At 72.4% G+C, this 21884-nt stretch carries 21 protein-coding genes and 2 pseudogenes; 10 read left to right on the top strand and 13 right to left on the bottom strand.

The window, feature by feature from the left end:
- Positions 1-131 precede the first annotated feature (131 nt).
- Positions 132-1625 (top strand): M1 family metallopeptidase, encoded by a 1494-nt coding sequence (locus tag ACFWR9_RS01905; protein ID WP_383833954.1) that lies wholly within the window; start codon positions 132-134, stop codon positions 1623-1625.
- Positions 1626-1683: 58 nt separating this feature from the next.
- Here ACFWR9_RS01905 and ACFWR9_RS01900 read toward each other — a convergent pair.
- Positions 1684-1971: pseudogene (locus ACFWR9_RS01900) on the bottom strand (Appr-1-p processing protein); the annotation flags it as partial.
- A 39-nt stretch (positions 1972-2010) separates the two neighbouring features.
- Positions 2011-3483, bottom strand: a complete 1473-nt coding sequence (locus tag ACFWR9_RS01895; protein ID WP_383833951.1) for an amino acid permease — start codon at positions 3481-3483, stop codon at positions 2011-2013.
- Positions 3484-3718: 235 nt separating this feature from the next.
- Between ACFWR9_RS01895 and ACFWR9_RS01890 the strand changes: the two genes are divergently transcribed.
- On the top strand, positions 3719-4459 hold the full coding sequence (locus tag ACFWR9_RS01890) for a MerR family transcriptional regulator (protein WP_383833948.1): 741 nt from the start codon (positions 3719-3721) through the stop codon (positions 4457-4459).
- 8 nt (positions 4460-4467) lie between these two features.
- Here ACFWR9_RS01890 and ACFWR9_RS01885 read toward each other — a convergent pair whose 3' ends face one another.
- The 4 genes from ACFWR9_RS01885 to ACFWR9_RS01870 all read right to left on the bottom strand — a co-directional run bounded on the left by ACFWR9_RS01885 (position 4468) and on the right by ACFWR9_RS01870 (position 9595).
- Positions 4468-6648 (bottom strand): 3-hydroxyacyl-CoA dehydrogenase NAD-binding domain-containing protein, encoded by a 2181-nt coding sequence (locus ACFWR9_RS01885; protein WP_383833945.1) that lies wholly within the window; start codon positions 6646-6648, stop codon positions 4468-4470.
- 34 nt (positions 6649-6682) lie between these two features.
- Positions 6683-7897 carry an acetyl-CoA C-acetyltransferase gene (locus ACFWR9_RS01880; protein WP_383833942.1) on the bottom strand — a complete coding sequence of 405 codons (1215 nt, stop codon included), beginning with the start codon at positions 7895-7897 and terminating at the stop codon, positions 6683-6685.
- 11 nt (positions 7898-7908) lie between these two features.
- Complete coding sequence (locus ACFWR9_RS01875; RefSeq protein WP_383833939.1) at positions 7909-9111, bottom strand: CaiB/BaiF CoA transferase family protein; 1203 nt, start codon at positions 9109-9111, stop codon at positions 7909-7911.
- 97 nt (positions 9112-9208) lie between these two features.
- Positions 9209-9595: an MmcQ/YjbR family DNA-binding protein gene (locus ACFWR9_RS01870; RefSeq protein ID WP_383833936.1), complete on the bottom strand. Its 387-nt coding sequence runs from the start codon at positions 9593-9595 to the stop codon at positions 9209-9211.
- A gap of 112 nt (positions 9596-9707) precedes the next feature.
- On the opposite strand from ACFWR9_RS01870, the gene ACFWR9_RS01865 reads away from it, so the two are divergent.
- Complete coding sequence (locus ACFWR9_RS01865; RefSeq protein WP_383833933.1) at positions 9708-10886, top strand: saccharopine dehydrogenase family protein; 1179 nt, start codon at positions 9708-9710, stop codon at positions 10884-10886.
- Between the two features lie 28 nt (positions 10887-10914).
- On the opposite strand, the gene mmpA is transcribed toward ACFWR9_RS01865, so the two are convergent.
- Entirely contained in the window at positions 10915-11061 is a 147-nt protein-coding gene (gene mmpA, locus ACFWR9_RS01860) for a morphogenic membrane protein MmpA (RefSeq protein WP_383833929.1), read from the bottom strand.
- A 179-nt stretch (positions 11062-11240) separates the two neighbouring features.
- On the opposite strand from mmpA, the gene ACFWR9_RS01855 reads away from it, so the two are divergent.
- On the top strand, positions 11241-11435 hold the full coding sequence (locus ACFWR9_RS01855; RefSeq protein ID WP_383833926.1) for a hypothetical protein: 195 nt from the start codon (positions 11241-11243) through the stop codon (positions 11433-11435).
- Here the strand turns inward: ACFWR9_RS01855 and ACFWR9_RS01850 are convergent.
- Entirely contained in the window at positions 11393-12124 is a 732-nt protein-coding gene (locus tag ACFWR9_RS01850) for an endonuclease V (RefSeq protein WP_383833923.1), read from the bottom strand. The genes ACFWR9_RS01855 and ACFWR9_RS01850 overlap by 43 nt on opposite strands.
- A gap of 42 nt (positions 12125-12166) precedes the next feature.
- Between ACFWR9_RS01850 and ACFWR9_RS01845 the strand changes: the two genes are divergently transcribed.
- On the top strand, positions 12167-12463 hold the full coding sequence (locus ACFWR9_RS01845) for a YciI family protein (protein WP_383833920.1): 297 nt from the start codon (positions 12167-12169) through the stop codon (positions 12461-12463).
- A 13-nt stretch (positions 12464-12476) separates the two neighbouring features.
- On the opposite strand, the gene ACFWR9_RS01840 is transcribed toward ACFWR9_RS01845, so the two are convergent.
- Both ACFWR9_RS01840 and ACFWR9_RS01835 read right to left on the bottom strand, forming a co-directional pair.
- Positions 12477-12806: a plasmid stabilization protein gene (locus ACFWR9_RS01840; protein WP_383833917.1), complete on the bottom strand. Its 330-nt coding sequence runs from the start codon at positions 12804-12806 to the stop codon at positions 12477-12479.
- A 72-nt stretch (positions 12807-12878) separates the two neighbouring features.
- The gene (locus ACFWR9_RS01835) at positions 12879-14003 is read right to left on the bottom strand and encodes a WD40/YVTN/BNR-like repeat-containing protein (RefSeq protein WP_383833914.1); all 1125 of its coding nucleotides are present in this window, start codon (positions 14001-14003) and stop codon (positions 12879-12881) included.
- Between the two features lie 234 nt (positions 14004-14237).
- Between ACFWR9_RS01835 and ACFWR9_RS01830 the strand changes: the two genes are divergently transcribed.
- A complete protein-coding gene (locus ACFWR9_RS01830) occupies positions 14238-14654 on the top strand; it encodes an SsgA family sporulation/cell division regulator (protein WP_383833911.1) in 417 nt (138 codons plus the stop codon).
- Between the two features lie 35 nt (positions 14655-14689).
- Here the strand turns inward: ACFWR9_RS01830 and ACFWR9_RS01825 are convergent, their stop codons facing one another.
- A complete protein-coding gene (locus ACFWR9_RS01825) occupies positions 14690-15373 on the bottom strand; it encodes a GPP34 family phosphoprotein (protein ID WP_383833908.1) in 684 nt (227 codons plus the stop codon).
- Positions 15374-15698: 325 nt separating this feature from the next.
- On the opposite strand from ACFWR9_RS01825, the gene ACFWR9_RS01820 reads away from it, so the two are divergent.
- The 3 genes and pseudogenes from ACFWR9_RS01820 (at position 15699) to ACFWR9_RS01810 (ending at position 18953) form a co-directional block, all read left to right on the top strand.
- The gene (locus tag ACFWR9_RS01820) at positions 15699-17324 is read left to right on the top strand and encodes an ABC-F family ATP-binding cassette domain-containing protein (RefSeq protein WP_383833905.1); all 1626 of its coding nucleotides are present in this window, start codon (positions 15699-15701) and stop codon (positions 17322-17324) included.
- Between the two features lie 10 nt (positions 17325-17334).
- A pseudogene (locus tag ACFWR9_RS01815) lies at positions 17335-17679 on the top strand (excinuclease ABC subunit UvrA); the annotation flags it as partial.
- Between the two features lie 299 nt (positions 17680-17978).
- Positions 17979-18953 (top strand): acyl-ACP desaturase, encoded by a 975-nt coding sequence (locus tag ACFWR9_RS01810; RefSeq protein ID WP_383833902.1) that lies wholly within the window; start codon positions 17979-17981, stop codon positions 18951-18953.
- Between the two features lie 246 nt (positions 18954-19199).
- Here the strand turns inward: ACFWR9_RS01810 and ACFWR9_RS01805 are convergent, their stop codons facing one another.
- Positions 19200-19445 (bottom strand): WhiB family transcriptional regulator, encoded by a 246-nt coding sequence (locus ACFWR9_RS01805; RefSeq protein WP_122620628.1) that lies wholly within the window; start codon positions 19443-19445, stop codon positions 19200-19202.
- A 189-nt stretch (positions 19446-19634) separates the two neighbouring features.
- Here ACFWR9_RS01805 and ACFWR9_RS01800 point away from each other — a divergent pair, with 189 nt between their 5' ends.
- Positions 19635-20420 carry a VOC family protein gene (locus ACFWR9_RS01800; protein WP_383833898.1) on the top strand — a complete coding sequence of 262 codons (786 nt, stop codon included), beginning with the start codon at positions 19635-19637 and terminating at the stop codon, positions 20418-20420.
- A 350-nt stretch (positions 20421-20770) separates the two neighbouring features.
- Here the strand turns inward: ACFWR9_RS01800 and ACFWR9_RS01795 are convergent, their stop codons facing one another.
- The gene (locus tag ACFWR9_RS01795; RefSeq protein ID WP_383833895.1) at positions 20771-21823 is read right to left on the bottom strand and encodes a LacI family DNA-binding transcriptional regulator; all 1053 of its coding nucleotides are present in this window, start codon (positions 21821-21823) and stop codon (positions 20771-20773) included.
- Positions 21824-21884 lie beyond the last annotated feature (61 nt).

Raw genomic sequence — 21884 nt, 5'->3', positions numbered from 1 at the left:
GAAGAGGGCAACGGGTGACTGATGACGGCCGGATGGCGATCGTGTGACAGGGGTGGCTGTGGACATGACGGTGTCCACAGGAGCTGAATAGGCTTCGAACAGACTTCGTGGCCCTACGACTTGGAGCTTTCGTGCACCGCAGAATCATCGTGCCGGGCGCACTGGGCGCCGCCTCCCTCATGCTGGCGATCCCGGCGTCGGCGGCGGCCCACTCCCCCGGCGCTCCGGGCATCGGCGACCCCTACTACCCGGCCTACGGCAACGGCGGATACGACGTCTCGCACTACGACCTGCGCCTGAAGTACCAGCCGGCCACGGACCGGCTGGAGGGGACGGCGACGATCCTGGCCCGCACCACCGAGGACCTGTCGCGGTTCAACCTGGACTTCCTGCTGGACGTCGGGGAGGTACGGGTGAACGGCGCGAAGGCGTCGTTCACGACCTCGGGCGAGCACGAGCTGGAGATCACCCCGAAGCGCCCGCTCGACAAGGGCACGCCCGTCACCGTGGTCGTCCGCTACAGCGGCGTGCCGTCCTCGGAGGAGGCGTACGGCTTCACCAGCTGGCACCGCACCCCGGACGGCGGGGTCGCCGCGAACGAGCCCGAGGCCGCGGCGTGGTGGTTTCCCAGCAACGACCACCCGCTCGACAAGGCCACCTACGACGTGTCCGTGCAGGTGCCGGACGGCACCCAGGCGATATCCAACGGGACGCTCCAGTCGACGCGTTCGCGGCTCGGCTGGACCCGCTGGAACTGGCGTTCCGACAAGCCGCAGGCCACCTATCTCGCCACGCTGGCGGTCGGGAGGTTCGACCTCACCACCGGGACCACGGAGAGCGGCATCCCCGTCGTCAACGCCTACAGCAAGGACCTGGGCGCCAACGACGGCGCGGCGCGGGCCAGCGTGGAGCGGACCGGGGAGGTCGCGGACTGGCTGACCGGCTACTTCGGGCCGTACCCCTACAACGCGCTCGGCGGGTACGTGCCGAACACGGACACCGGGTACGCGCTGGAGACGCAGACCCGGCCGTTCTACAGCCCGCGGCAGTTCGCGAACGGGTCGAACGTGTCCGTGGTCGTGCACGAACTGGCCCACCAGTGGTACGGCGACCTGGTGTCCGTGCGCGGCTGGAAGGACATCTGGATCAACGAGGGTTTCGCGCGGTACGCCCAGTGGCTGTGGTCCGAGCACGAGGGCGAGGGCACGGCGCAGGAGCTGGCCGACTACACGTACGCCTCGCACCCGGCCGACGATCCGTTCTGGACGGTGAAGCCCGGTGACCCGGGGCCGGAGAACCAGTTCGACCTCGCGGTCTACGACCGGGGCGCGCTCGCCGTCCAGGCGCTGCGCAACGAGATCGGGGACGAGGACTTCTTCGCCGTCCTCAAGGGGTGGCCCGCGCGGTACGCCCACGGCAACGCGTCGGTCGCCGACTTCCAGCGGTACGCCGAGGAGGTCTCAGGCAGGCCGCTGGCCGCGCTGTTCGACACGTGGCTGTTCCAGCCGTCGAAGCCGGACGCGTCGGCGGCACGCGCGGCATCCCTCGCGAAGGCCTCGGACACGCCCGCGCAGCCCCGGTCGTGGCGGAAGATCGCCGCGACGAACGACGTGCACGAGCACTGACGGCACTGGCACTGACGGCCCGGCCGCCGACGGCCCGAGCGCTGTCAGCGGGCGGGCCTCAGGGGGCGTCCCCGTGGTCGTAGACGGTCACGGGTATGCCGCGCCGGGCCAGACGGCCGGTGACGAGCGGTTCAACGCGGGACCACTTGCCCCCGGCCAGGCCGCAGCCTATGCGGGGCATGTGCACGGACGCGTCCAGTTCGGCCGCCTTGTCGGCGAGGCGGCCGAGCGCCGTGTCGATCGCGTCGTAGCGCACGGGCTCGTTGGACTCGCAGGCGCGTTACGCCGCCTCCGGCTCCGGCCGGCGGCGCGACAGGGCCAGGACGAAGCCCTTGCCCCGGCCCCCAGGGGGCCACCACTGCGGCCGTGGAGCCGGTGCTTCCCGCTACCCGGTGGGTCCGCCCAGCTTCTGCTGTTCGGCGTTCCGCGCCACCCGGCGCCGGACGCCGAACCAGCCCGCCACCAGCATCACCGCGATCACGGGCACGAGCAGCACGGTCTTGCGGCCGACCTCGTGGTCGTTCCACATCAGGACGATCACGGCCAGCAGGAAGACGATCGTGACGATCTCCGTCACCGGACTGCCGGGCAGGCGGAAGTGCGGGCGCTCGACCAGGCCCGCGCGTGCCCGGCGGACGAAGACCAGGTGACAGATCATGATGATCACCCAGGTGCTGATGATGCCCAGCGAGGCGACGTTCAGCACGATCTCGAAGGCCTTGCTCGGCATCAGGAAGTTCAGGCCGACGCCGAGGACGCAGACCGCGCAGGTCAGCAGGATGCCGCCGTACGGCACCTGGCTGCGGCTCATCACGCCGGTGAACCTGGGCGCCGAGCCGGACATCGCCATGGAGCGCAGGATGCGGCCGGTGGAGTAGAGGCCGGAGTTCAGGGACGACATCGCCGCGGTGAGGACGACGAGGTTCATCACGTCGCCGGCGGCGGGGACGCCGATCTTCGACAGGACGGTGACGAAGGGACTCTGGTCGCCCGAGTAGACCGAGCTGGGCAGCAGCAGCGCCAGCAGGACGACGGAGCCGACGTAGAACAGGGCGACGCGCCACATGATCGAGTTCACCGCGCGCGGGACGATCTTCTCGGGCTCGGCGGTCTCGCCGGCCGCGACGCCGACCAGTTCCAGGGCCGCGTAGGAGAAGATCACGCCCTGCATGACGAGGACCACGGGCATCACGCCGTGCGGGAGGATGCCGCCGTGGTCGCTGATCATGCTGACGCCCGGGGTCTGGCCGCCCACGTCGTGCTGGGTGGCCAGCAGGAAGATGCCGATCAGCATGAAGCCGATGAGCGTGGCGACCTTGATGATCGCGAACCAGAACTCCATCTCGCCGAAGATCCGGACCGAGATGAGGTTGACGGCCAGGACCACCGCGAGGGCGATCAGGGCGAGCACCCATTGCGGGATGCTCGTGAACATACTCCAGTAGTGCGTGTACAGCGCGATCGCGGTGATGTCGGCGATGCCGGTGGTCGACCAGTTCAGGAAGTACATCCAGCCGGCGACGTAGGCGCCCTTCTCGCCGAGGAACTCGCGCGCGTACGACACGAAGGACCCGGAGGAGGGCCGGTAGAGCACGAGTTCGCCGAGGGCTCTGACGACGAAGAAGGCGAAGACGCCTGCGACGAGGTAGGCGATCGCGAGCGCCGGGCCCGCGTCGCGCAGGCGGCCGCCGGCGCCGAGGAAGAGGCCGGTGCCGATCGCGCCCCCGATCGCGATCATGTTGACGTGACGGGCCTTGAGGCCCTTGCTGTATCCGGCGTCGCCCGCGTCCGCGGGGATGGTCCCGGTCGCCTGGGGGTGGGCGGCGACCTGTGCCGTGTCGACGGCGTCCTTGCTCACGGGTGGTTCCACTCTCTGGTGCGCTCGGGCGGGGTGCGCCCGAGTCGTCCGTACCTGTGTCTCGGGCCCGCACCACCCTTGACGCGGCACAGACCAAGTCGGCACCTTCCCAGACGCTGCGCGGACATGCGGTGGCCCATGTCACACAGCGTGACTTCTCACAAGATCCGTCGGCGGTCTCCACCTGGTGCGCAAGAGGTTTCACAGCACTGGTGAGACAGCGATACTGCTGCACATGACGACGACCGACGCCGGGGAGCCGACCCTCACGATCGACGAGCTGGCCGCGCGGGCCGGCGTCACCGTGCGCACGGTCCGCTTCTACGGCACCAAGGGGCTGCTGCCGCCGCCGGTGATCGGGGCGCGCCGGGTGGGGCACTACGGCAGGGAGCATCTGGCCCGGCTGGCGCTGATCGAGGAGTTGCAGCACCGGGGCATGACCCTGGCCGCGATCGAGCGGTACCTGGGGCAGCTGCCGCCCGACCTGAGCGAGCACGACCTGGCGCTGCACCGCGCGGTGGTGGCCTCCTGGGCGCCTCAGACGGTGGAGCGCGTCACGCGCGGGGAACTGGACCGGCGGGCCGGCCGGCCGCTGACCGACGAGGAGGTGGACCGGCTGGCGGCGATGGACGTGGTCGTCCGGGACGCGGACGCCCCGGGCGGTGACGTCCACCGGGTCGACACCGGTCTGCTCCGGCTCGGTGTCGAACTGCTCGACGTGCCCTTCTCCCCCGAGACGGTGCTCGCGGCCCGCACCGCCCTCCTGGAGCACTCCCGCGCCGCCGCGCGGGACCTGTCGCGGCTGCTGCGTGACGCGGTCGCCGAAAACGGGGCGCGGGATGTGCGGTCCCTGTCCGCGCACATGCACCCGCTCGTCGTGCAGGCGCTGCTGACCACCTTCCAGCGGTCGCTGCGGGAGGAGATCCGGGAGTGGATCGACGGGGGCGGCGAGGACGACCGCGCCGCCCCGGGCTGAGGCGCTGCTCAGCGGCCGTCGGTGAAGACCTCCCCGTTGTCGGCCTTCTCCACCAGCAGCGCGGGCGGCGCGAAGCGCTCGCCGTAGCGGTCGGCCAGCTCACGCGCGCGTGCCACGAAGCCGGGCAGGCCACCCTCGTAACCGTTGACGTACTGGAGGACGCCGCCGGTCCAGCCGGGGAAGCCGATGCCGAGGATGGAGCCGATGTTGGCGTCGGCGACGGAGGTCAGGACACCCTCCTCCAGGAGCTTGACCGTGTCGAGCGCCTCCGAGAAGAGCATGCGTTCCTGCATGTCCCGGAACGGGATCTCGTACCCGGGCTTCGTGAAGTGCTCCCTTAGGCCCGGCCACAGGCCCGCGCGCTTCCCGTCCTCGCCGTACTCGTAGAACCCGGCGCCGCCGCTGCGGCCGGGGCGCTCGAACTCGTCGACCATGCGGTCGATGACGGCCTCGGCGGGGTGCGCGGTCCAGGTGCCGCCGGCCTCCTCGACGGCCCGCCTGGTCTCCTTGCGGATCTTCCGCGGGAGGGTGAGCGTCAGCTCGTCCATCAGGGAGAGCACCTTGGCGGGGTAGCCGGCCTGGGCCGCCGCCTGCTCGACGGACGCGGGCTCGACGCCCTCGCCGACCATCGCCACGCCCTCGTTGATGAAGTGGCCGATGACCCGGGAGGTGAAGAAGCCGCGCGAGTCGTTGACGACGATCGGCGTCTTGTTGATCTGCCGGACCAGGTCGAAGGCGCGCGCGAGCGCCTCGTCGCCGGTCCGCTCGCCCTTGATGATCTCGACGAGCGGCATCTTGTCGACCGGCGAGAAGAAGTGCAGCCCGATGAAGTCCACCTGGCGCTCGACGCCCTCGGCCAGCGCCGTGATGGGGAGCGTGGAGGTGTTGGAGCAGAGCAGCGCGTCGGGGGCGACGACGTTCTCGATCTCCTGGAAGACCTTGTGCTTGAGCGAGGTGTCCTCGAAGACGGCCTCGATGACCGCGTCGCACCCCGCGAGGTCGGCGGCCTCGGCGGTCGGCGTGATGCGGGCGAGGAGGGCGTCGGCCTTCTCCTGGGTCGTACGGCCCTTGGCGACGGCCTTGGTGCACAGCTTCTCGGAGTAGCCCTTCCCCTTGACGGCCGACTCCAGGGCGACGTCCTTGAGGACGACGTCGATGCCCGCGCGTGCGCACGAGTAGGCGATGCCGGCGCCCATCATGCCGGCGCCGAGGACGGCCACCTTGGTGACCTTCCGGGGCTCGATGCCCTGGGGGCGGTTGGCGCCGGAGTTGACGGCCTGGAGGTCGAAGAAGAACGCCTGGATCATGTTCTTCGAGGTCTGCCCGGCGGCCAGCTCGACGAAGTAGCGGGCCTCGATGACCTGGGCGGTCTCGAAGTCGACCTGGGAGCCCTCGACGGCGGCGGCCATGATGTTGCGCGGCGCCGGGTAGGGGGCGCCGGCCGTCTGCTTGCGCAGGTTGGCGGGGAAGGCGGGCAGGTTGGCCGCGAACTTCGGGTGCGACGGTGTGCCGCCGGGGATGCGGTAGCCGGGCTTGTCCCAGGGCTGCGCGGACTCCGGGTTGGCGTCGATGAAGGCGCGGGCCCTGGCGAGCATGTCCTCGCGGCTGTCGGCGACCTCGTCGACCAGGCCGTTCTCCTGGGCGCGGCGCGGGTTGTACTGGGTGCCCTGGAGGAGCACCTTGAGCAGCGCGTCGGTGATGCCGAGCATGCGGACGGTGCGGACGACTCCGCCGCCGCCGGGGAGCAGGCCGAGGGTGACCTCGGGACAGCCGATCTTGGAGCCGGGGGCGTCGAGGGCGACGCGGTGGTGGCAGGCGAGGGCGATCTCGTAACCGCCGCCGAGGGCCGCGCCGTTCATGGCGGCGACGACGGGCTTGCCGAGGGTCTCGATGCGGCGCAGGTCACGCTTGATGGCCATGCCGCCGTCGAAGAGGTCCTGGGCGGTCTCCGGGGTGACGCGGATCAGGTCGCGCAGGTCGCCGCCGGCGAAGAAGGTCTTCTTGGCCGAGGTGAAGATGACGCCCCGGATGCTGTCCTTCTCGGCCTCCAGGCGGTCGGTGATCGCCGCCAGGGACTCGCGGAACGCCTGGTTCATGGTGTTGGCGGACTGGCCGGGGTCGTCGAGGACGAGGGTGACGACGCCGGTGTCGTCCTGTTCCCAGCGGATGGTGGTGGGCTCGGTGCTCATGAGGGTGTGCTCCAGGGAATCCGTCGGGAGGGGATCAGACGCGCTCGACGATCGTGGCGACGCCCATGCCGCCGCCCACGCACAGGGTGGCGAGGCCGTAGCGCTTGTCCTGGCGCTCCAGTTCGTCCACGAGGGTGCCGAGGATCATCGCGCCGGTGGCGCCGAGGGGGTGGCCGAGCGCGATGGCACCGCCGTTGACGTTGACCTTGTCCAGGGACAGGCCCATGTCCTTGACGAAGCGCAGGACGACCGCGGCGAACGCCTCGTTGATCTCGACCAGGTCGATGTCGTCGATGGTCAGGCCGGCCTTGGCGAGCGCCTTGCGGGTGGCCGGGGCGGGGCCGGTGAGCATGATGGTGGGCTCGGAGCCGGACACGGCGGCCGAGACGATCCGGGCGCGCGGGCGCAGGCCGTAGCGGTCGCCGACCTCCTTGGAGCCGATGGCGACCAGGGAGGCGCCGTCCACGATGCCGGAGGAGTTGCCCGCGTGGTGGACGTGGTCGATCTTCTCGACCCAGTGGTACTTCTGCAGCGCGACGGCGTCGAAACCGCCGAGTTCGCCGATGTCGGCGAAGGACGGCTTGAGGCCCGCGAGGGAGTCGGCGGTGGTGCCGGGGCGCGGGTGCTCGTCGTGGTCGAGGACGGTGAGGCCGGCGCGGTCCCGTACGGGGACGACGGAGCGCTCGAAGCGGCCGTCCTTCCAGGCGGTGGCCGCGCGCTCCTGGGAGAGGGCCGCGTACTCGTCCACGTCGCGGCGGGAGAAGCCCTCGATGGTGGCGATCAGGTCGGCGCCGATGCCCTGCGGCACGAAGTTGGTGGCGAGGTTGGTCATCGGGTCGTTGAACCAGGCGCCGCCGTCCGAGGCCATCGGCACGCGGGACATGGACTCGACGCCGCCCGCGAGGACCAGGTCCTCCCAGCCGGAACGCACCTTGGCGGCGGCCAGGTTGACGGCCTCCAGGCCCGAGGCGCAGAAGCGGTTCTCCTGGACGCCGGCCACGGTGTCCGGCAGTCCCGCGGCGATGGCGGCGATGCGGGCGATGTCGGAGCCCTGGTCGCCGACGGGGCCGACGACGCCGAGGACGACGTCGTCGACCGCGGCGGGGTCCAGGTCCGGGAAGCGGGCGCGGATCTCGTGGATGAGGCCGACGACCAGGTCGACGGGCTTCGTGCCGTGCAGGGCGCCGTTCGCCTTGCCGCGTCCGCGCGGGGTGCGGATCGCGTCGTACACGTACGCTTCGGTGGTCACTGGCAGGCCTTTCACTGAGGGTTCTTCACAGGGCTGTTCGGGTGAGGGACACGAGTCGGTTCCTCGTCACGCGTCGGTTCCCCTTCGCGGGGCAGGTCCCAGTCGCGGGCCACGGCGTCGGTGTCGGCGCCGGGCAGGACGGGCCCGGTGCGGACGGAGGTGGGGGTCGCGGAGAAGCGGGGTGCGGGGGCCGGCTGGGTGATGCCGTCGTGGTCGGTGAAGGTGGAGCGGGCGGCGAGGTGGGGGTGGTGCGGTGCCTCGCGCAGCGTCAGGACGGGCGCCACGCAGGCGTCGGAGCCCGCGAACACGGACGTCCACTCGTCACGGGTGCGGCTCGCGAAGCGGTCGGCGACGGCCGCGCGCAGTTCGGGCCAGCGGGCCGGGTCGTCGCGGGCGGGCGCCAGGCCGGGGATGCCGAGCAGGTCCATGAACTCGGTGTAGAAGCGCTGCTCCAGCGCGCCGACCGCCATGTGCCGGCCGTCGGCGGTCTCGTAGGTGCCGTAGAACGGGCAGCCGCCGTCGAGGAGGTTGGCGCCGCGCCGGTCCTGCCAGGCGCCGGCGGCGAGCATGCCGTGGATCATCGAGGAGAGGTGGGCGGTGCCGTCGACGATCGCGGCGTCCACGACCTGGCCGGTGCCCGTCGCGCGCGCGTGGTGCAGGGCGGCGAGGACTCCGACGACGAGATAGAGGGAGCCGCCGGCGTAGTCGCCGAGGAGGTTGGCGGGGACGGCGGGCGGGCGGCCGGGGTCGCCGATCATGCCGAGGGTGCCGGTGAGCGCGATGTACCCGATGTCGTGGCCGGCGCGTTCGGCGAGCGGGCCCTGCTGGCCCCAGCCGGTCATCCTGCCGTACACGAGGCGCGGGTTGCGGGCGTGGCAGGGCTCGGGGCCCACGCCGAGCCGTTCGGCGACGCCCGGGCGGTAGCCCTCGATCAGCACGTCGGCGCGTTCGGCGAGGGCGAGGACCCGCTCGGGACCGTCCGGTGCCTTGAGGTCGACGAGCACGGAACGCTTGTTGCGGTTGGTGACGTCGTGCGCCGGGTCGATGCCGAGTCCCGGGCCGCCGGGGCGGTCGACGCGCACGACGTCGGCACCGAGGTCGGCGAGGAGCATGGCCGCGAAGGGCCCTGGGCCGATGCCGGCCAGCTCGACCACGCGCACGCCGGAGAGCGGGCCCTCACCCGTGGTCCGGGCCGGCGTCCTGGCTTCCGACATCGCATCCCCAGCTCTGTGACACAACCGATGTAACACCAGTGATGCTAAGAACGTGTTCCACTGGGCACAAGACCCGGACGAGCAAGCGCTTAGCCAATTATGCTCCGCGGGCGTCCAGCACGGCGGCCAGCCGGCGGGGAGCCACGGTGCGATAGCTCTCCTCCACCCAGTCGCAGAGCAGCCCGGCGGCCGGGGCACCCTGCTCCTGCAACGGGATGCTGACCCAGCCCGATCTGCCCAGCCCGTACCCCGCGGGTTCGGCGCCGGGACAGGACAGTGCATGGGCGTGCGCCTCCTCGCCCTTGAGCTTGAGGGTGATGCCCATCGGGTAGCTGCCGTCGGTCACGCCGAGGAAGACGAACACCTTCTTGTTGACCTTCGCGACGGACTCGCCCCACGGGAACTCCTCTACCGCGTCCGGCATACCGAGGGCGAACTCACGGACTTTCTCCCACTTTTTCAGGGCACTCCTGGGCACGGCCACGCGATGCCTCCGGGGTCGTCGACGGACTCCACCCTCCTCACGCTAGCCTCAGCCACCGGCAACGGCGCGTGCTGCGGACCAGGGCATTGCCGACGGGTGACGAAGGGATGTCATGAGCAGGCTGAAAAAGGCCGACCGGCTGTACGACATCGTGCTCTTCGGAGCGACGGGGTTCGTCGGGGAACTGACCGCGCGGTATCTCGCCGCGCACGCCCCCGAGGGGCTGCGCTGGGCGATCGCCGGCCGCGGCGAGGAGAAGCTGCGCCGACTGCGCGACCGGCTGCCGGGCGCGCCGGACGCCGGCGTGCTGCGCGCGGACGTGTCCGATCCGGACTCGCTGCGCGAACTCGCCGGACAGGCGCGCGTGGTGGCCACGACGGTCGGCCCCTACGTCCGGTACGGCGACGCCCTGGCCGCCGCCTGCGCGGACAGCGGTACGGACTATCTCGACCTCACCGGTGAACCGGAGTTCGTGGACCTGACCTACGTGCGCCACGACGCTCGCGCGCGGGAGACCGGCGCCCGGCTGGTGCACGCCTGCGGCTTCGACTCGATCCCCCACGACCTGGGCGTGTACTTCACCGTGCGGCAGCTGCCGGAGGGCGTGCCGCTGACCGTGGACGGCTTCGTGAGCGTCGACGCGACCTTCTCCGGCGGCACCTTCGCCTCCGCGCTGGGCCAGCTCGCGCGCGGGCGGCAGCTGCGATCCGCGGCCGTGGAACGCCGGCGGCACGAACCGCGCCTGGTGGGCCGCCGCGCGGTGACGCCGACCGGCGCGCCGCGGTTCGCCGGGGAGGTGGGAGCCTGGGCGCTGCCGCTGCCGACCATCGACGCACAGGTCGTGCGGCGCTCCGCGAAGGCCCTGGACCGCTACGGCCCCGACTTCCGCTACCGCCACTACGCGGCCGTCCGGCGTCTGCCGGTGGCGGTGGGCGGCGTGGCGGCCGTGGGCGCGCTGCTGGCGGCGGCTCAGGTGCCGCCGGCGCGGCGCTGGCTGTCCGGGCGGCTCAAGCCGGGTGACGGCCCGAGCGCCGAGAAGCGCGCCAAGAGCTGGTTCTCGGTCCGCTTCGTCGGCGAGGGGGGCGGGCGCAAGGTGTTCACGGAGGTCGCGGGCGGCGACCCCGGTTACGACGAGACGGCGAAGATGTTCGCCGAGGCGGCGCTCTGTCTCGCCCTCGACGAGCTGCCGCCGACGTCAGGGCAGGTCACCACGGCCGTCGCGATGGGCGAGGCGCTGACCGAGCGGCTGCGGGCGGCGGGCATCCGCTTCCGGGTGGCCGCGACCCTCTGAGGGACCTCTCGTCCGGCGACGGCGCGGATCATCCCGTCCAGCCGACGATCGTGTAGATCATTCCGCCGACCCAGGCCACCCCCGCCACCACGGCCAGCGCCAGCCCCGCGACCGCGGTCCGGCCGACGGGGCGGCCGGGGCGGGCGGAGCACTCGGGTGTCCGGTGTGTCGTCATGCGGTCCAGCCTGCCGGGGGCGGCGGGGGCAGCACATCCGTACGGATACTCAGACGGCCTGGGTGGTCCCGCGCGTCTGCCATATCCGCGGTTTGAGACTTTCTCGCCTGTCTCGACCAGCACGACGGGTGCGACACGGCCAAAGTGCCAAAGGGAAGTTCAATGAAACCCTTGAGGGTATGAAGTTCCTACTCGAAGTCACCATGGACGAGGGCGCGCTCGCCGAGGACCCCACGGGCGAGTTGCAGCGGATCCTGCGCTACTGGGGCGGCAACCTGCACCACTACGCGCTGCGGCCCGGCGACGGTTCGGCGGTCTACGACTCGGCGCATCAGGAGGTGGGCCGCTGGAGCGTCGAGGGTCGGGCCGGGTAGGCGGCGGCCCGCAGCGCCGCGCGGCACAGGGCGTCGGCCCTGCGGGTGGTCTCCGGCAGCCGGAAGGCGGGGGCCAGGGCCAGCGTGTGCGCGCAGGCGTTGTCGAGGCTCACCCGGTGGCCGACGGAGACGAAGACCGGCTTGACGGCGTCGCGCGTGCGCACCGCGCGCCCGACCTCCTCGGCGCCGGCGAGCAGCGGGGACGTGCTGCCGCGCGGGGCATCCGGCTCGTCGTACGTGAAGGTGAACGGGTTCTTGGCCACGCCGATGGTGGGCAGGCCGGTGAGCACGCCCAGATGGCTGGCGAGGCCGAAGCGGCGCGGGTGGGCCAGCCCGTAGCCGTCGCAGACGACCAGGCCGGGCGGGCGCGGCAGGGCGTCCAGCGCGGCGAGGACGGTCGGGATCTCCCGGAAGGCGAGCAGGCCCGGCACGTAGGGGAAGGAGATCCGCCCGACGGCGGTGGCCTCGGCGACGACGCCGAGGGTCGCGGCGTCCAGCACGACGGCCGCCGCCGCGACCACGTCGCGTTCGTCGTCGTAGGCCACGTCGACTCCGGTCACCGTGCCCGTGCCGGGCGGCGGGCCGGTCTCGTCGAGGACGACCCGCGCGCGCAGTCCGTCCTGGACGGCGCGGGCCCGTTCCTCGGTCGCGGGCCAGTCGGCGGGGATCTGCACGGTCACGGTCGTCATGGTGACGGCAACCCTAAGTGAGCCCGCAGTAGGCTCGCGATCATGTTCGTTCTGGAGCTGTCCTACACCGCCCCGCTCGAAGCCGTCGACGCCGTCCTGCCGGACCACGTGGCCTGGCTCGACGAGCTGTACGGGCAGGGTGTGTTCCTGGCGTCCGGGCGCAAGGAGCCCCGCGACGGCGGGGTGATCATCGCCGTCTCGGGGGACCGTGCGCGGATCGAGGAGGTCACCGCGGGCGACCCGTTCGTCCGGGCCGGCGTGTGCGCGTACCGCGTCACGGAGTTCGTCGCCACGAAGACGGCCCCGGCGCTGGAGCCGTACCGGGAGACGCTCGCCTAGAGGGCGCTACGGCTCACTTGCCGAGGGCGTGGCGCAGCTCGCCCTTGTTCATGTTCGAACGGCCGTGGACGTTGCGGCGCTTGGCCTCCTCGTAGAGCTGGTCGTAGGTGGGTCCCTGCGGGCCTTCGCCCCTCCCCGACCGTTGGCCGCCCCGCTTGCCCGACGACATGTCCTGGGTGGACGTGCGGCTGGCGGTCTTCGACTCACCCGACCGGGCGCGCTCCTTGTTGACCGTCCGGGCCGCGATCTCCTTGGCGCGGCCGGTGCTCTCGCCGCGGTCCTCGGCGCTGTCCTTGATGTGCTCGTACTGGCGTTCCCGTTTGGAGCTGGAACCGCGCGGCATGTCCGCTCACTTCCTCTCACGTTCGGCGAGCGGGTACCCACATTACGGACGGACACCCCGCCCCGCCCGGCGTCACCGTTCCAGGCGGGCGGCCCTGCCCTGCTCGCCCGCGGCCCAACAGCCCAGGTCGGGCGTGCAGTCCACGGTGTCGTAGGAGCCGGTGTCGACGGTCCGCCAGGTGCGGCCGCCGTCCGTGGTGAGGTCGGTACCGGTGGGGCCGACCGCGAGGGCGGCGGTGCGGCTGTGCGGAAGCCAGGCCACGCCGGAACGGTAGGCCGGCGGCGGCCGGTCGGCGGGCCGCCAGGTGCGGCCGGCGTCGGCGGTCCGTGCCGCGGCCCGCGGGGAGCTCTGGTCCGGGCGGTAGTCGCCGCCGACCGCGAGGCCGTGGGCCCGGTCGCGGAAGGCGAGGGCGAAGACGCCCCGCGCCGGGTCGCCCGCCGGGACCGGGGCGTCGGTGGCCGTCCAGGTGAGCCCCCGGTCGGCGGAGTGCAGCACGCGCGCGCGTGCGGCCCCGCCGGTGGCCAGCCACACGTCCCTCGGCCCTGAGGAGACCAGGCACTGGCCACTGGCCGCGAACCCGGCCTCGCCGTCCTGCGCGGCCGGCATGCCCCGGTCCGGCAGCACCTTCCAGGAGCGGCCGCCGTCGCGGGTGGACAGGATGCGGAACTTTCCGTCCACCGGGTCGCTCATGGCGAGTCCGTGCCGGGAGTCGAAGAAGGTGAGGCAGTCGTAGAAGGCCCGGGGGTCGGTGTTGCGGAAGGACTCCGTCCAGGTGGCTCCGCCGTCGGCGGTGCGGTAGACCCGGGACGCCTCGCCCTCGCCGATGGCCAGGACCACGGCCCGGCGGGCGTCGAAGGCCTCGACGTCCCGGAACTCCAGGTCGCCGGCGCCCGGCGGGGAGACGTCGCGCCAGGTGTCGCCGCCGTCGGTGGTGCGCAGGACGGTGCCGCCGGAGCCGGCCAGCCAGGCGGTGTGCCGGCTGACGGCGGCGAGCCCCCGGAACCGGACGTCGGACGCCCCGGTGTCCTTGAGCTCCCAGTGCGGCCGGTGCCGGGGCTGGTGCGCCTGCGCCGGTACGGTCGTCAGCGCGGCCAGCGCCGCCGCGCAGACCGCGCCCGCGATCGCCGTACGTCCCGTGCGCCCGCGGGCGGTTCGGATCGGCCGTGCCGTGCGTCGCGTGCTTCCCAAGCGCCTCATGGCGGGCGAAGCTAGCCCACCGGGGGTGCTCCGTCCAGAGGACCTGTCCGGCACGCGCGTGGCGCAAGTGCCGTACGGGGCGGGCGAGGAGAGCCGTGTCACGCCGGTGCATGAACGCGGTGACAGAGGTCACTCGTTGCTCGTGTGCACGGATCGGCTGTTTCCAGCGTCTCTTCAAGTGCCCGGCCCGCACCACCCCGAGAGCCCGTCCAGCCGTCACGAGGGAGCAAGGCGTTGTCCACCGTCATCGAGCAGCCGGTCGAGGCGCGTCTCGTCGCCGCCGCACCGCGTATGCCGAGCATTCCCGCCATCCTGCACTACGACCGCGGCGACCCCTTCGCCGTCCGCATGACCTTCCCGGCCCCCGCCACCCTGGAGGGTGTGGAGGTCTGCTGGACCTTCTCCCGCGAGCTGCTCATCGCTGGGATGCGGGAGCCGGACGGCCACGGCGACGTGCGGGTGCGCCCGTACGGGTACGACCGCACCGTCCTGGAGTTCCACGCGCCCGAGGGCACCGCCGTGATCCATGTGCGTTCGGGCGAGCTGCGCCGGTTCCTGGCGGCCGCGGGCGAGCTGGTGCCCGTCGGCCTGGAGCACCTCCACCTGGACCTGGAGCACGACCTGGCGGAGCTGATGCGGGGGAGCTGCTGACCGGCCGTCGCCCCCGCCCCCTCCGCGCCCCGACCTCAGCGCCCCGACGACGCCACGGCCCGGGCGCTCTCCGCGCTCACCGCGCCCCACACCTCTCCCACGATCTTCCGCAGCCCGGGTGCCGCCGCCCCGCCCCGCTCGGTCAGCTCGGCGATCCGCGCCTCCCTGCGCGCACCGTCCCCCGCGCCACGCCCGGCGCCGGCCGGGACGCCGGGTGCCGCGGCGGCGACGAGCACGGCCGCGGCCGCGTCACGCTCGGACACCTCCCCGGCCGGAATCCGCCCCTCCAGCACATCCCGCGTCTCGTCGCGGAGGGCCTTCGCCGCGGCCGGGCGCGCGAGGACGTGCTCCACGGACGGGAACACCCCGAGCACGCGCTTCTTCTCGGCCCGCAGGTAGCCCTCGGCCACCAGTTGCTCCCGGACGGCGTCGAAGGTGACCCGCGCGTGCAGCGCGACCCACGTCCGCCACCGGTGCGGCATCGACTCGCGGACCAGCTCAAGGAGCCCGTCGAGGACCGCGTCCCCGGTGCGGGAGTCCAGGTCGACGGGGTTGGCGATGCCGTCGTCGTCGGTGAGCAGGCCGCGCTGGGCCAGTTCGGTGAGCGCGCCGGCGCGCACCAGGTGGTGGACCCGGGCGGTGTCGGCGGCACCGGACCGCGCCGGGTCCCAGGCCAGCAGGCAGAGCCGGGCAGGCAGTGAGAGCGGGCCGTTGGGCACGGGGGCCTCCTCGGGGCCGTGGGACCGGGTCCGCGGAAATACGTTGACAGCGCACCCGGTCTCTCGTACGGTGTATATCGCTTCTGTTGCCGCCGATTGGAGAAGGACGTTGCTCGTCTGAGGTCCTGAGACACCGCGACACACCTCACGTGTGTGTACGCGGCGTGCGACCTCGGCGTTCGAGCCGTCCCTTTGCGGAGCAGGGCTTTTTTCATGCCCGGCACTCCCCGGGGCTCCTCCTTCTCTCGTCCGACGGCGGTCGCCGCCTCCCGGTGTCTCGATACGCGTTTGCCCCTGACGGCTTCAAGCAACCGCGGAGACCCGTATGTCTACATCCATCACTTGTACGTCCCTGTCCTTCGCCTGGCCCGACGGCACGCCCGTCTTCGAGGGACTCGACACCGCGTTCGGCCCCGGCAGGACCGGGCTCGTCGGCGTCAACGGGGCGGGCAAGTCGACCCTGTTGAAGCTGATCGCGGGGCAGCTCACGCCCGCCGACGGCACCGTCCGCGTCTCCGGCGAGGTCGGCTACCTGCCGCAGAACGTCACCCTGGACACCGCGCTGCGGGTCGACGAGGCGCTCGGCATCGCCGCGCGCCGGGCCGCGCTGCACGCCATCGAGGCGGGCGACGTGGCCGAGGAGCACTTCGAGACGGTCGGCGACGACTGGGACGTCGAGGAGCGCGCCCTCGCCGCCCTCGGCGAACTCGGGCTCGGCCACGTGGGGCTCGACCGTACCGTCGGCGAGGTGTCGGGCGGCGAGTCGGTGCTGCTGCGGCTGGCCGCGCTGCTGCTGCGCCGACCCGACGTCCTGCTCCTCGACGAACCCACCAACAACCTCGACCTGTACGCCCGCAGGCGCCTGTACGCCGCCGTCACCTCCTGGCCGGGCGTCATGGTCGTGGTCAGCCACGACCGGGAACTGCTGGAACTGGTCGACCAGATCGCCGACCTGCGGTCCGGCGGCATCACCTGGTACGGCGGGAACCTCTCGGCGTACGAGGAGGCGCTGGCCGTGGAGCAGGAGGCGGCCGAGCGCATGGTGCGGGTCGCCGAGTCCGACCTGCGCAAGCAGAAGCGGGAACTGGCCGACGCCCAGGTCAAGCTGGCCCGCCGCAAGCGGTACGGCCAGAAGATGTGGGACCAGAAACGCGAACCGAAGATCGTCATGGGGGCACGCAAGCGCGCGGCGCAGGAGTCCGCGGGCAAGCACCGCATCATGCACGAGGAGAAGCTCACCGAGGCCAGGGAGCGCCTCGACGACGCGGTGGAGGCCGTGCGGGACGACGACGAGATCCGCGTCGACCTGCCCTATACGGCCGTACCGCCGGGCCGGTCCGTGCTCACCCTGCGCGAACTGGAACTCCGGTACGGCGCGCGGGTGGAGGGCGGCTTCGATCTGCACGGTCCGGAGCGGATCGCGCTGATCGGGCGCAACGGCGCGGGCAAGACCACGCTGCTGCGCACCGTCGCCGGGGAGCTGGCGCCGGTGGCGGGCGAGGCGACGGCGCACGTACCGCTGCGGTTCCTGCCCCAACGCCTCGACGTGCTCGACGGGGAGCTGACCGTGGCCGAGAACGTGGCCCGGTTCGCGCCGGGCGCCACCAACAACCGGATCCGGGCCCGGCTGGCCCGCTTCCTGTTCCGGGGCGCCCGCGCCGACCAGCAGGCGGCGACGCTCTCCGGCGGCGAACGCTTCCGGGCGGCGCTGGCCGCGCTGATGCTGGCCGAGCCCGCGCCGCAGCTGCTGATGCTGGACGAGCCGACGAACAACCTGGACATGGCGAGCGTGCGGCAGCTCACCACGGCGCTGGAGTCCTACGAGGGGGCGCTGATCGTGGCCAGCCACGACATGCCGTTCCTGGAGTCGCTCGGCATCACCCGCTGGCTGCTGTTCGAGGAGGGAGAACTGAGGGAAATCACGCCAGAAGCTGTCGGGTATCCCGTCTAGCGTCACTCGCATGAGCGAGTTCATCAGCATCACCGGAGCCGGGGAGAACAACCTCCAGGACGTCACCCTCCGCATCCCGAAGGGCCGGCTGACCGTGTTCACCGGCGTTTCGGGGTCGGGGAAGTCGTCGGTCGTCTTCGACACGATCGCGGTCGAGTCGCGGCGCCGGCTGAACGAGACGTTCACCTGGTTCGTGCGCAACCGGCTGCCCAAGTACGAGCGGCCGCACGCGGACGCCCTGGAGGGCCTCTCCCCCGCGATCGTCGTCGACCAGCGGCCTGTGGGTGGCCACTCGCGGTCCACGGTCGGCACGATGACCGACATCCACTCGGTGCTGCGGGTGCTGTTCTCCCGCACGGCACCTCTACTCGTCGACATCGGCGAGTTCGAGAAGCTCGAAGACTGTGTGACGTGCCTCTCGGTCGGCTGCGGGAGCTGTACGCCTGAACCCGCCGGTACGTCACCCGCCCGGCCCCGGGACCTGCGTGTCTCGGCGCCTTGCCGCACCCCGCGGGACCCTGGCTGATCAGCGACCTTTACAGTGCGTTTAACCTACGCCCTCGTAACCTACGGTTTCGTAGCCTACGATCCCGTAGGTTCCCCGGCACCGCTCGCCGGCCGCTCCGCACTGTCGCACGTCCCCTGGAGTTCTCCGTGACGATCGTCTCCCCGCACCTCGGCTCCTCCGCCGACTGGACCGACGCCCGGCTGCTGTACGCGCTGGAGGAAGTGGTCGAGACCGAGCTCAACCGGCACCTGAAGGTCACCAAGGACTGGATGCCGCACGAGTACGTGCCGTGGACGGACGGCCGGAACTTCCCGGGATTCTTCGAGGACGGCGAGGCCTGGGAGAAGGAGCAGTCCAAGGTCACCGAGATCGGCCGGATCGCCCTGGTGGTGAACCTGCTGACGGAGGACAACCTCCCCAGCTACCACCACGAGATCGCCAGCCTCTTCGGCCGTGACGGTGCCTGGGGCACCTGGGTGCACCGCTGGACCGCCGAGGAGGGACGGCACGGCATCGTCATGCGCGACTACCTGCTCGCCTCCCGCGCGGTCGACCCGGACAAGCTGGAGCAGTTCCGCATGGCCCACATGAGCGAGGGCTTCGAGTCGGACAACCGGCACTCGATGCTGCACTCGGTGGCCTACGTCTCCTTCCAGGAACTGGCCACCCGCATCTCGCACCGCAACACCGGCCACCAGTCCGGCGACCCGGTCTGCGACCGCATGCTGGCCCGCATCGCGACCGACGAGAACCTGCACATGGTCTTCTACCGGAACCTGCTCAAGGCGGCCTTCGAGATCGCGCCCGACCTCACCATGCAGGCCGTGCGGGACGTGGTCGTCAACTTCCGGATGCCCGGTCACGGCATGCCCGGCTTCGAGCGGGCCGCCGCGCAGATGGCGATCGGCGAGGTCTACAACCTGCGCATCCACCACGACGACGTGATCCAGCCCGTGCTGCGCTTCCTGAAGGTCCTGGAGATCGACGGGCTCGGCCCGGAGGGTCTGCAGGCCCAGGAGGAACTGGGACTGTACATGGGCGGGCTGGACGCCGAGGCCGCCAAGTTCGACGCGAAGCTGGCAGCGCGCAAGGCCCGGATGGCGGCCCGCGCGGCGGGCTGACCGGCCGACCGCGCCGGTGGCGATACCGCCGGCACGATGGCGGCGCTGACCGCAGGCGGGCGAGCGGCCTGCGCGACGGTCGGGCGTACGGGCCGGCAGGGCGAGGAGAAAGGGCGAGTGTCTTGCCCGAACCGGTGCGCCCCGGCCGACCGCGTCCGCGGCGGGCGGGGGTGCCGCCCGCACCACGGCGGCGCTGACCCCAGGCGAGCGGCCGGCGCGGCTCGGCGCGACGGCCGGGGGCCGCGCTCAGTGCGTGGCGCGGCGCAGTTCCAGCCGTTCCTTCTCCGACAGTCCGCCCCAGACGCCGAAGCGCTCGTCATTGCTCAGCGCGAAGTCCAGGCAGGCCGAGCGGATCGGGCAGAGGGCGCAGATCCGCTTCGCGTCCCGTACGGAGCTGCCGGGCTCGGGGAAGAAGAACTCGGCTCCGGTCTGTGCGCACAACGCCTCCTCCTGCCAGTCGAGGTCCGGCGTGGCGATCGTCTCGATGTGCATGGACAGGAGCGTGCCGGGAGGGGAAAAACATTCCATCAACGCCGGATCAACGCCGCCGGCGGGCCCCTCACCCGTTCAGATGGTCCTCCGTCGCGTGCGGCGGCGCACGGCGGCGCGCGGAAGCGGGGGCCGGTGGTCGGTGGAAGACTCGGCAGTGCAGGCAACGGGACCCTTCCGAGGAGGGCGATCATGCTCACCACCCGCTATGTCACCGGCGCTCCGAACTGGGTCGACGTCGGCACATCCGACCTCGACGGCGCCACGGCCTTCTACGGCGGCCTCTTCGGCTGGCGGTTCCGGTCGGCGGGGCCGGAGGCCGGCGGCTACGGCTTCTTCGAGCTGGACGGCCGGATCGCGGCCGGCGGCATGCAGACCACGCCCGAGCAGGGCCCGCCGTCCTGGACGGTGTACTTCCAGACGCCGGACGCCCGGGCCACCGCCAAGACCTCCGAGCAGGCACGCGGAGGTGTCCTCGCGCAGCCGATGGACGTGATGGACGAGGGCACCATGGCGGTCCTCGCCGACCGGGCGGGGCTGCCGTTCGGTGTCTGGCAGCCGGCGCGGCTGCCCGGTCTGGGTGTCGTCGGCGAGAGCGGCGCGCTGTGCTGGGTCGAGCTGCACACGGCGGACGTCGCGGCCGCCGCCGCGTACTACCAAACGGTCCTGGGGCTGGAGACCTCGGCGGTCTCCTTCCCGGGTGGCTCCTACACCTCGGTCAATCCGGCGGGCGAGGGCGAGGACGCCATGTTCGGCGGTGTCGTCCCGCTCGCCGACGACCCGGAGCCGACGGAGACCGGCTGGCTGCCGTACTTCGCGGTGGACGACGCGGACGCGACGGTCGCCCGGGCCCGGGAGCTGGGCGGCACGGTGCCGATGGCCGCGACGGACATCGAGGACGTCGGACGCGTCGCCCGCATCGCCGACCCGTCCGGCGCCCGCTTCGCGGTACTCAGGCCGCTGCCGCGGCAGGCGTAGGCGGCGCCGAGTCTCCCGCGCTCACGCGCCGACGTGGCACGGCGGCGTGACGGGCCCCGGGCCCGGGCGCTCACGCGGTGACGCCGCAGACGCAGAGACCGCCGGGCCCCGGTGACGCCACAGGCATGGAGGCGCACCAAGCCCCCACTGCTCACGCCGTGGCCGCAGGCGTGCAGGCCCGGCGCTCACCCGATGACGCCACAGGCGTGACGGGCACCGGGCCCAGGCGCTCACGCGATGACCCCGCAGACGCAGAGACCGCCGGCCCCCGGTGACACCGCAGGCGCGGACGGCACCGGGTCCTTCGCGCTCGTCCGGTGACGCCACAGGCGTAGAGAGCGCTCCCCGGCTCACGCGGTGGCACGGTGGACCAGCGTGGTCGGCAGGATGACGCCGGACGTGCCGGGGTTCGTGTCGGTGGCTTCCGGACCGTCGGCGGCCGTTCGGGGGTCCAGGCCGCGCAGGAGGAGTCGGGCCATCAGGCGGCCCATCTCCTCGATGTCCTGGCGGACGGTGGTCAGCGGCGGGTCGGTCTGTTCGGCGACGGGCAGCATGTCGTCGAAGCCCACCACCGCCACGTCGTCCGGCACCCGCCGCCCCCGCTCGCGCAGCACCCGCAGGGCACCGGCGGCGGTGAGGTCGTTGGCCGCGAACACGGCGTCCAGGTCCGGGCACCGGTCGAGCAGTTCCCGCATCGCCCGTTCGCCGCCGCCCGGGGTGAAGTCGCCGTGCGCGACCAGCCCCGGGTCGGCGCCGGCCCGGACGTCGCGGAAGCCGGCCAGCCGGTCGGCCGCCGAGGTCTGGTCGAGCGGGCCCGTGATGTGCGCGATCCGGGTGCGGCCGAGGCCGGCCAGGTGACGGACGGCCGCGCGGGCGCCGCCGCGGTTGTCGCTGTCGACGTAGACCACGTCGTCCCGGCCGTCCTCCCAGTCGGGGCGCCCGCCGAACACGGTCGGCACCCCGGCCCTGCGTACGAGGCCGGGCAGCGGGTCGTGGAGGTGCAGGGAGAAGACGAGGGCGCCGTCGACGTGCCCGCCGGCCAGGTAGCGGCCGACGCGGGCGTGGTCCTCGCGGCCCTCGGTGAGCAGCAGCACCAACTGGTTGTCGTGGGCCGTCAGTTCCTTGCTGATGCCGCGCAGTTGCTGGGCGAAGTAGGGGTCGGCGAAGACCCGGGTCTCCGGTTCGGCGGCGACGACGGCGACGGCGTCGTGCCGTCGGGTCACCAGGCTGCGGGCGGCCTGGTTGGGCACGTATCCGAGTTCCTCCACCGCGCGCCGGACCCGCTCGGCCAGCGCGTCGCGCACCCCGTGCGCCCCGTTGACCACGCGGGACACGGTGGCCCGCGAGACCCCGGCTCGCTCGGCCACGGCCTCCAGCGTGGGGCGGGGCACTGTCTCGCTCACTTGAGGGCTCCTCGTCGGGGGGGGGGGGGGGGGTGGGTGGTGAGCGGGCACCGAGGAGCGC

The organism is Streptomyces sp. NPDC058534 (assembly GCF_042717365.1).
Classification (GTDB): domain Bacteria; phylum Actinomycetota; class Actinomycetes; order Streptomycetales; family Streptomycetaceae; genus Streptomyces.
The sequence above is the reverse complement of the archived record's forward strand: the minus strand, read 5'-3'. Positions and strand labels throughout refer to the sequence as shown.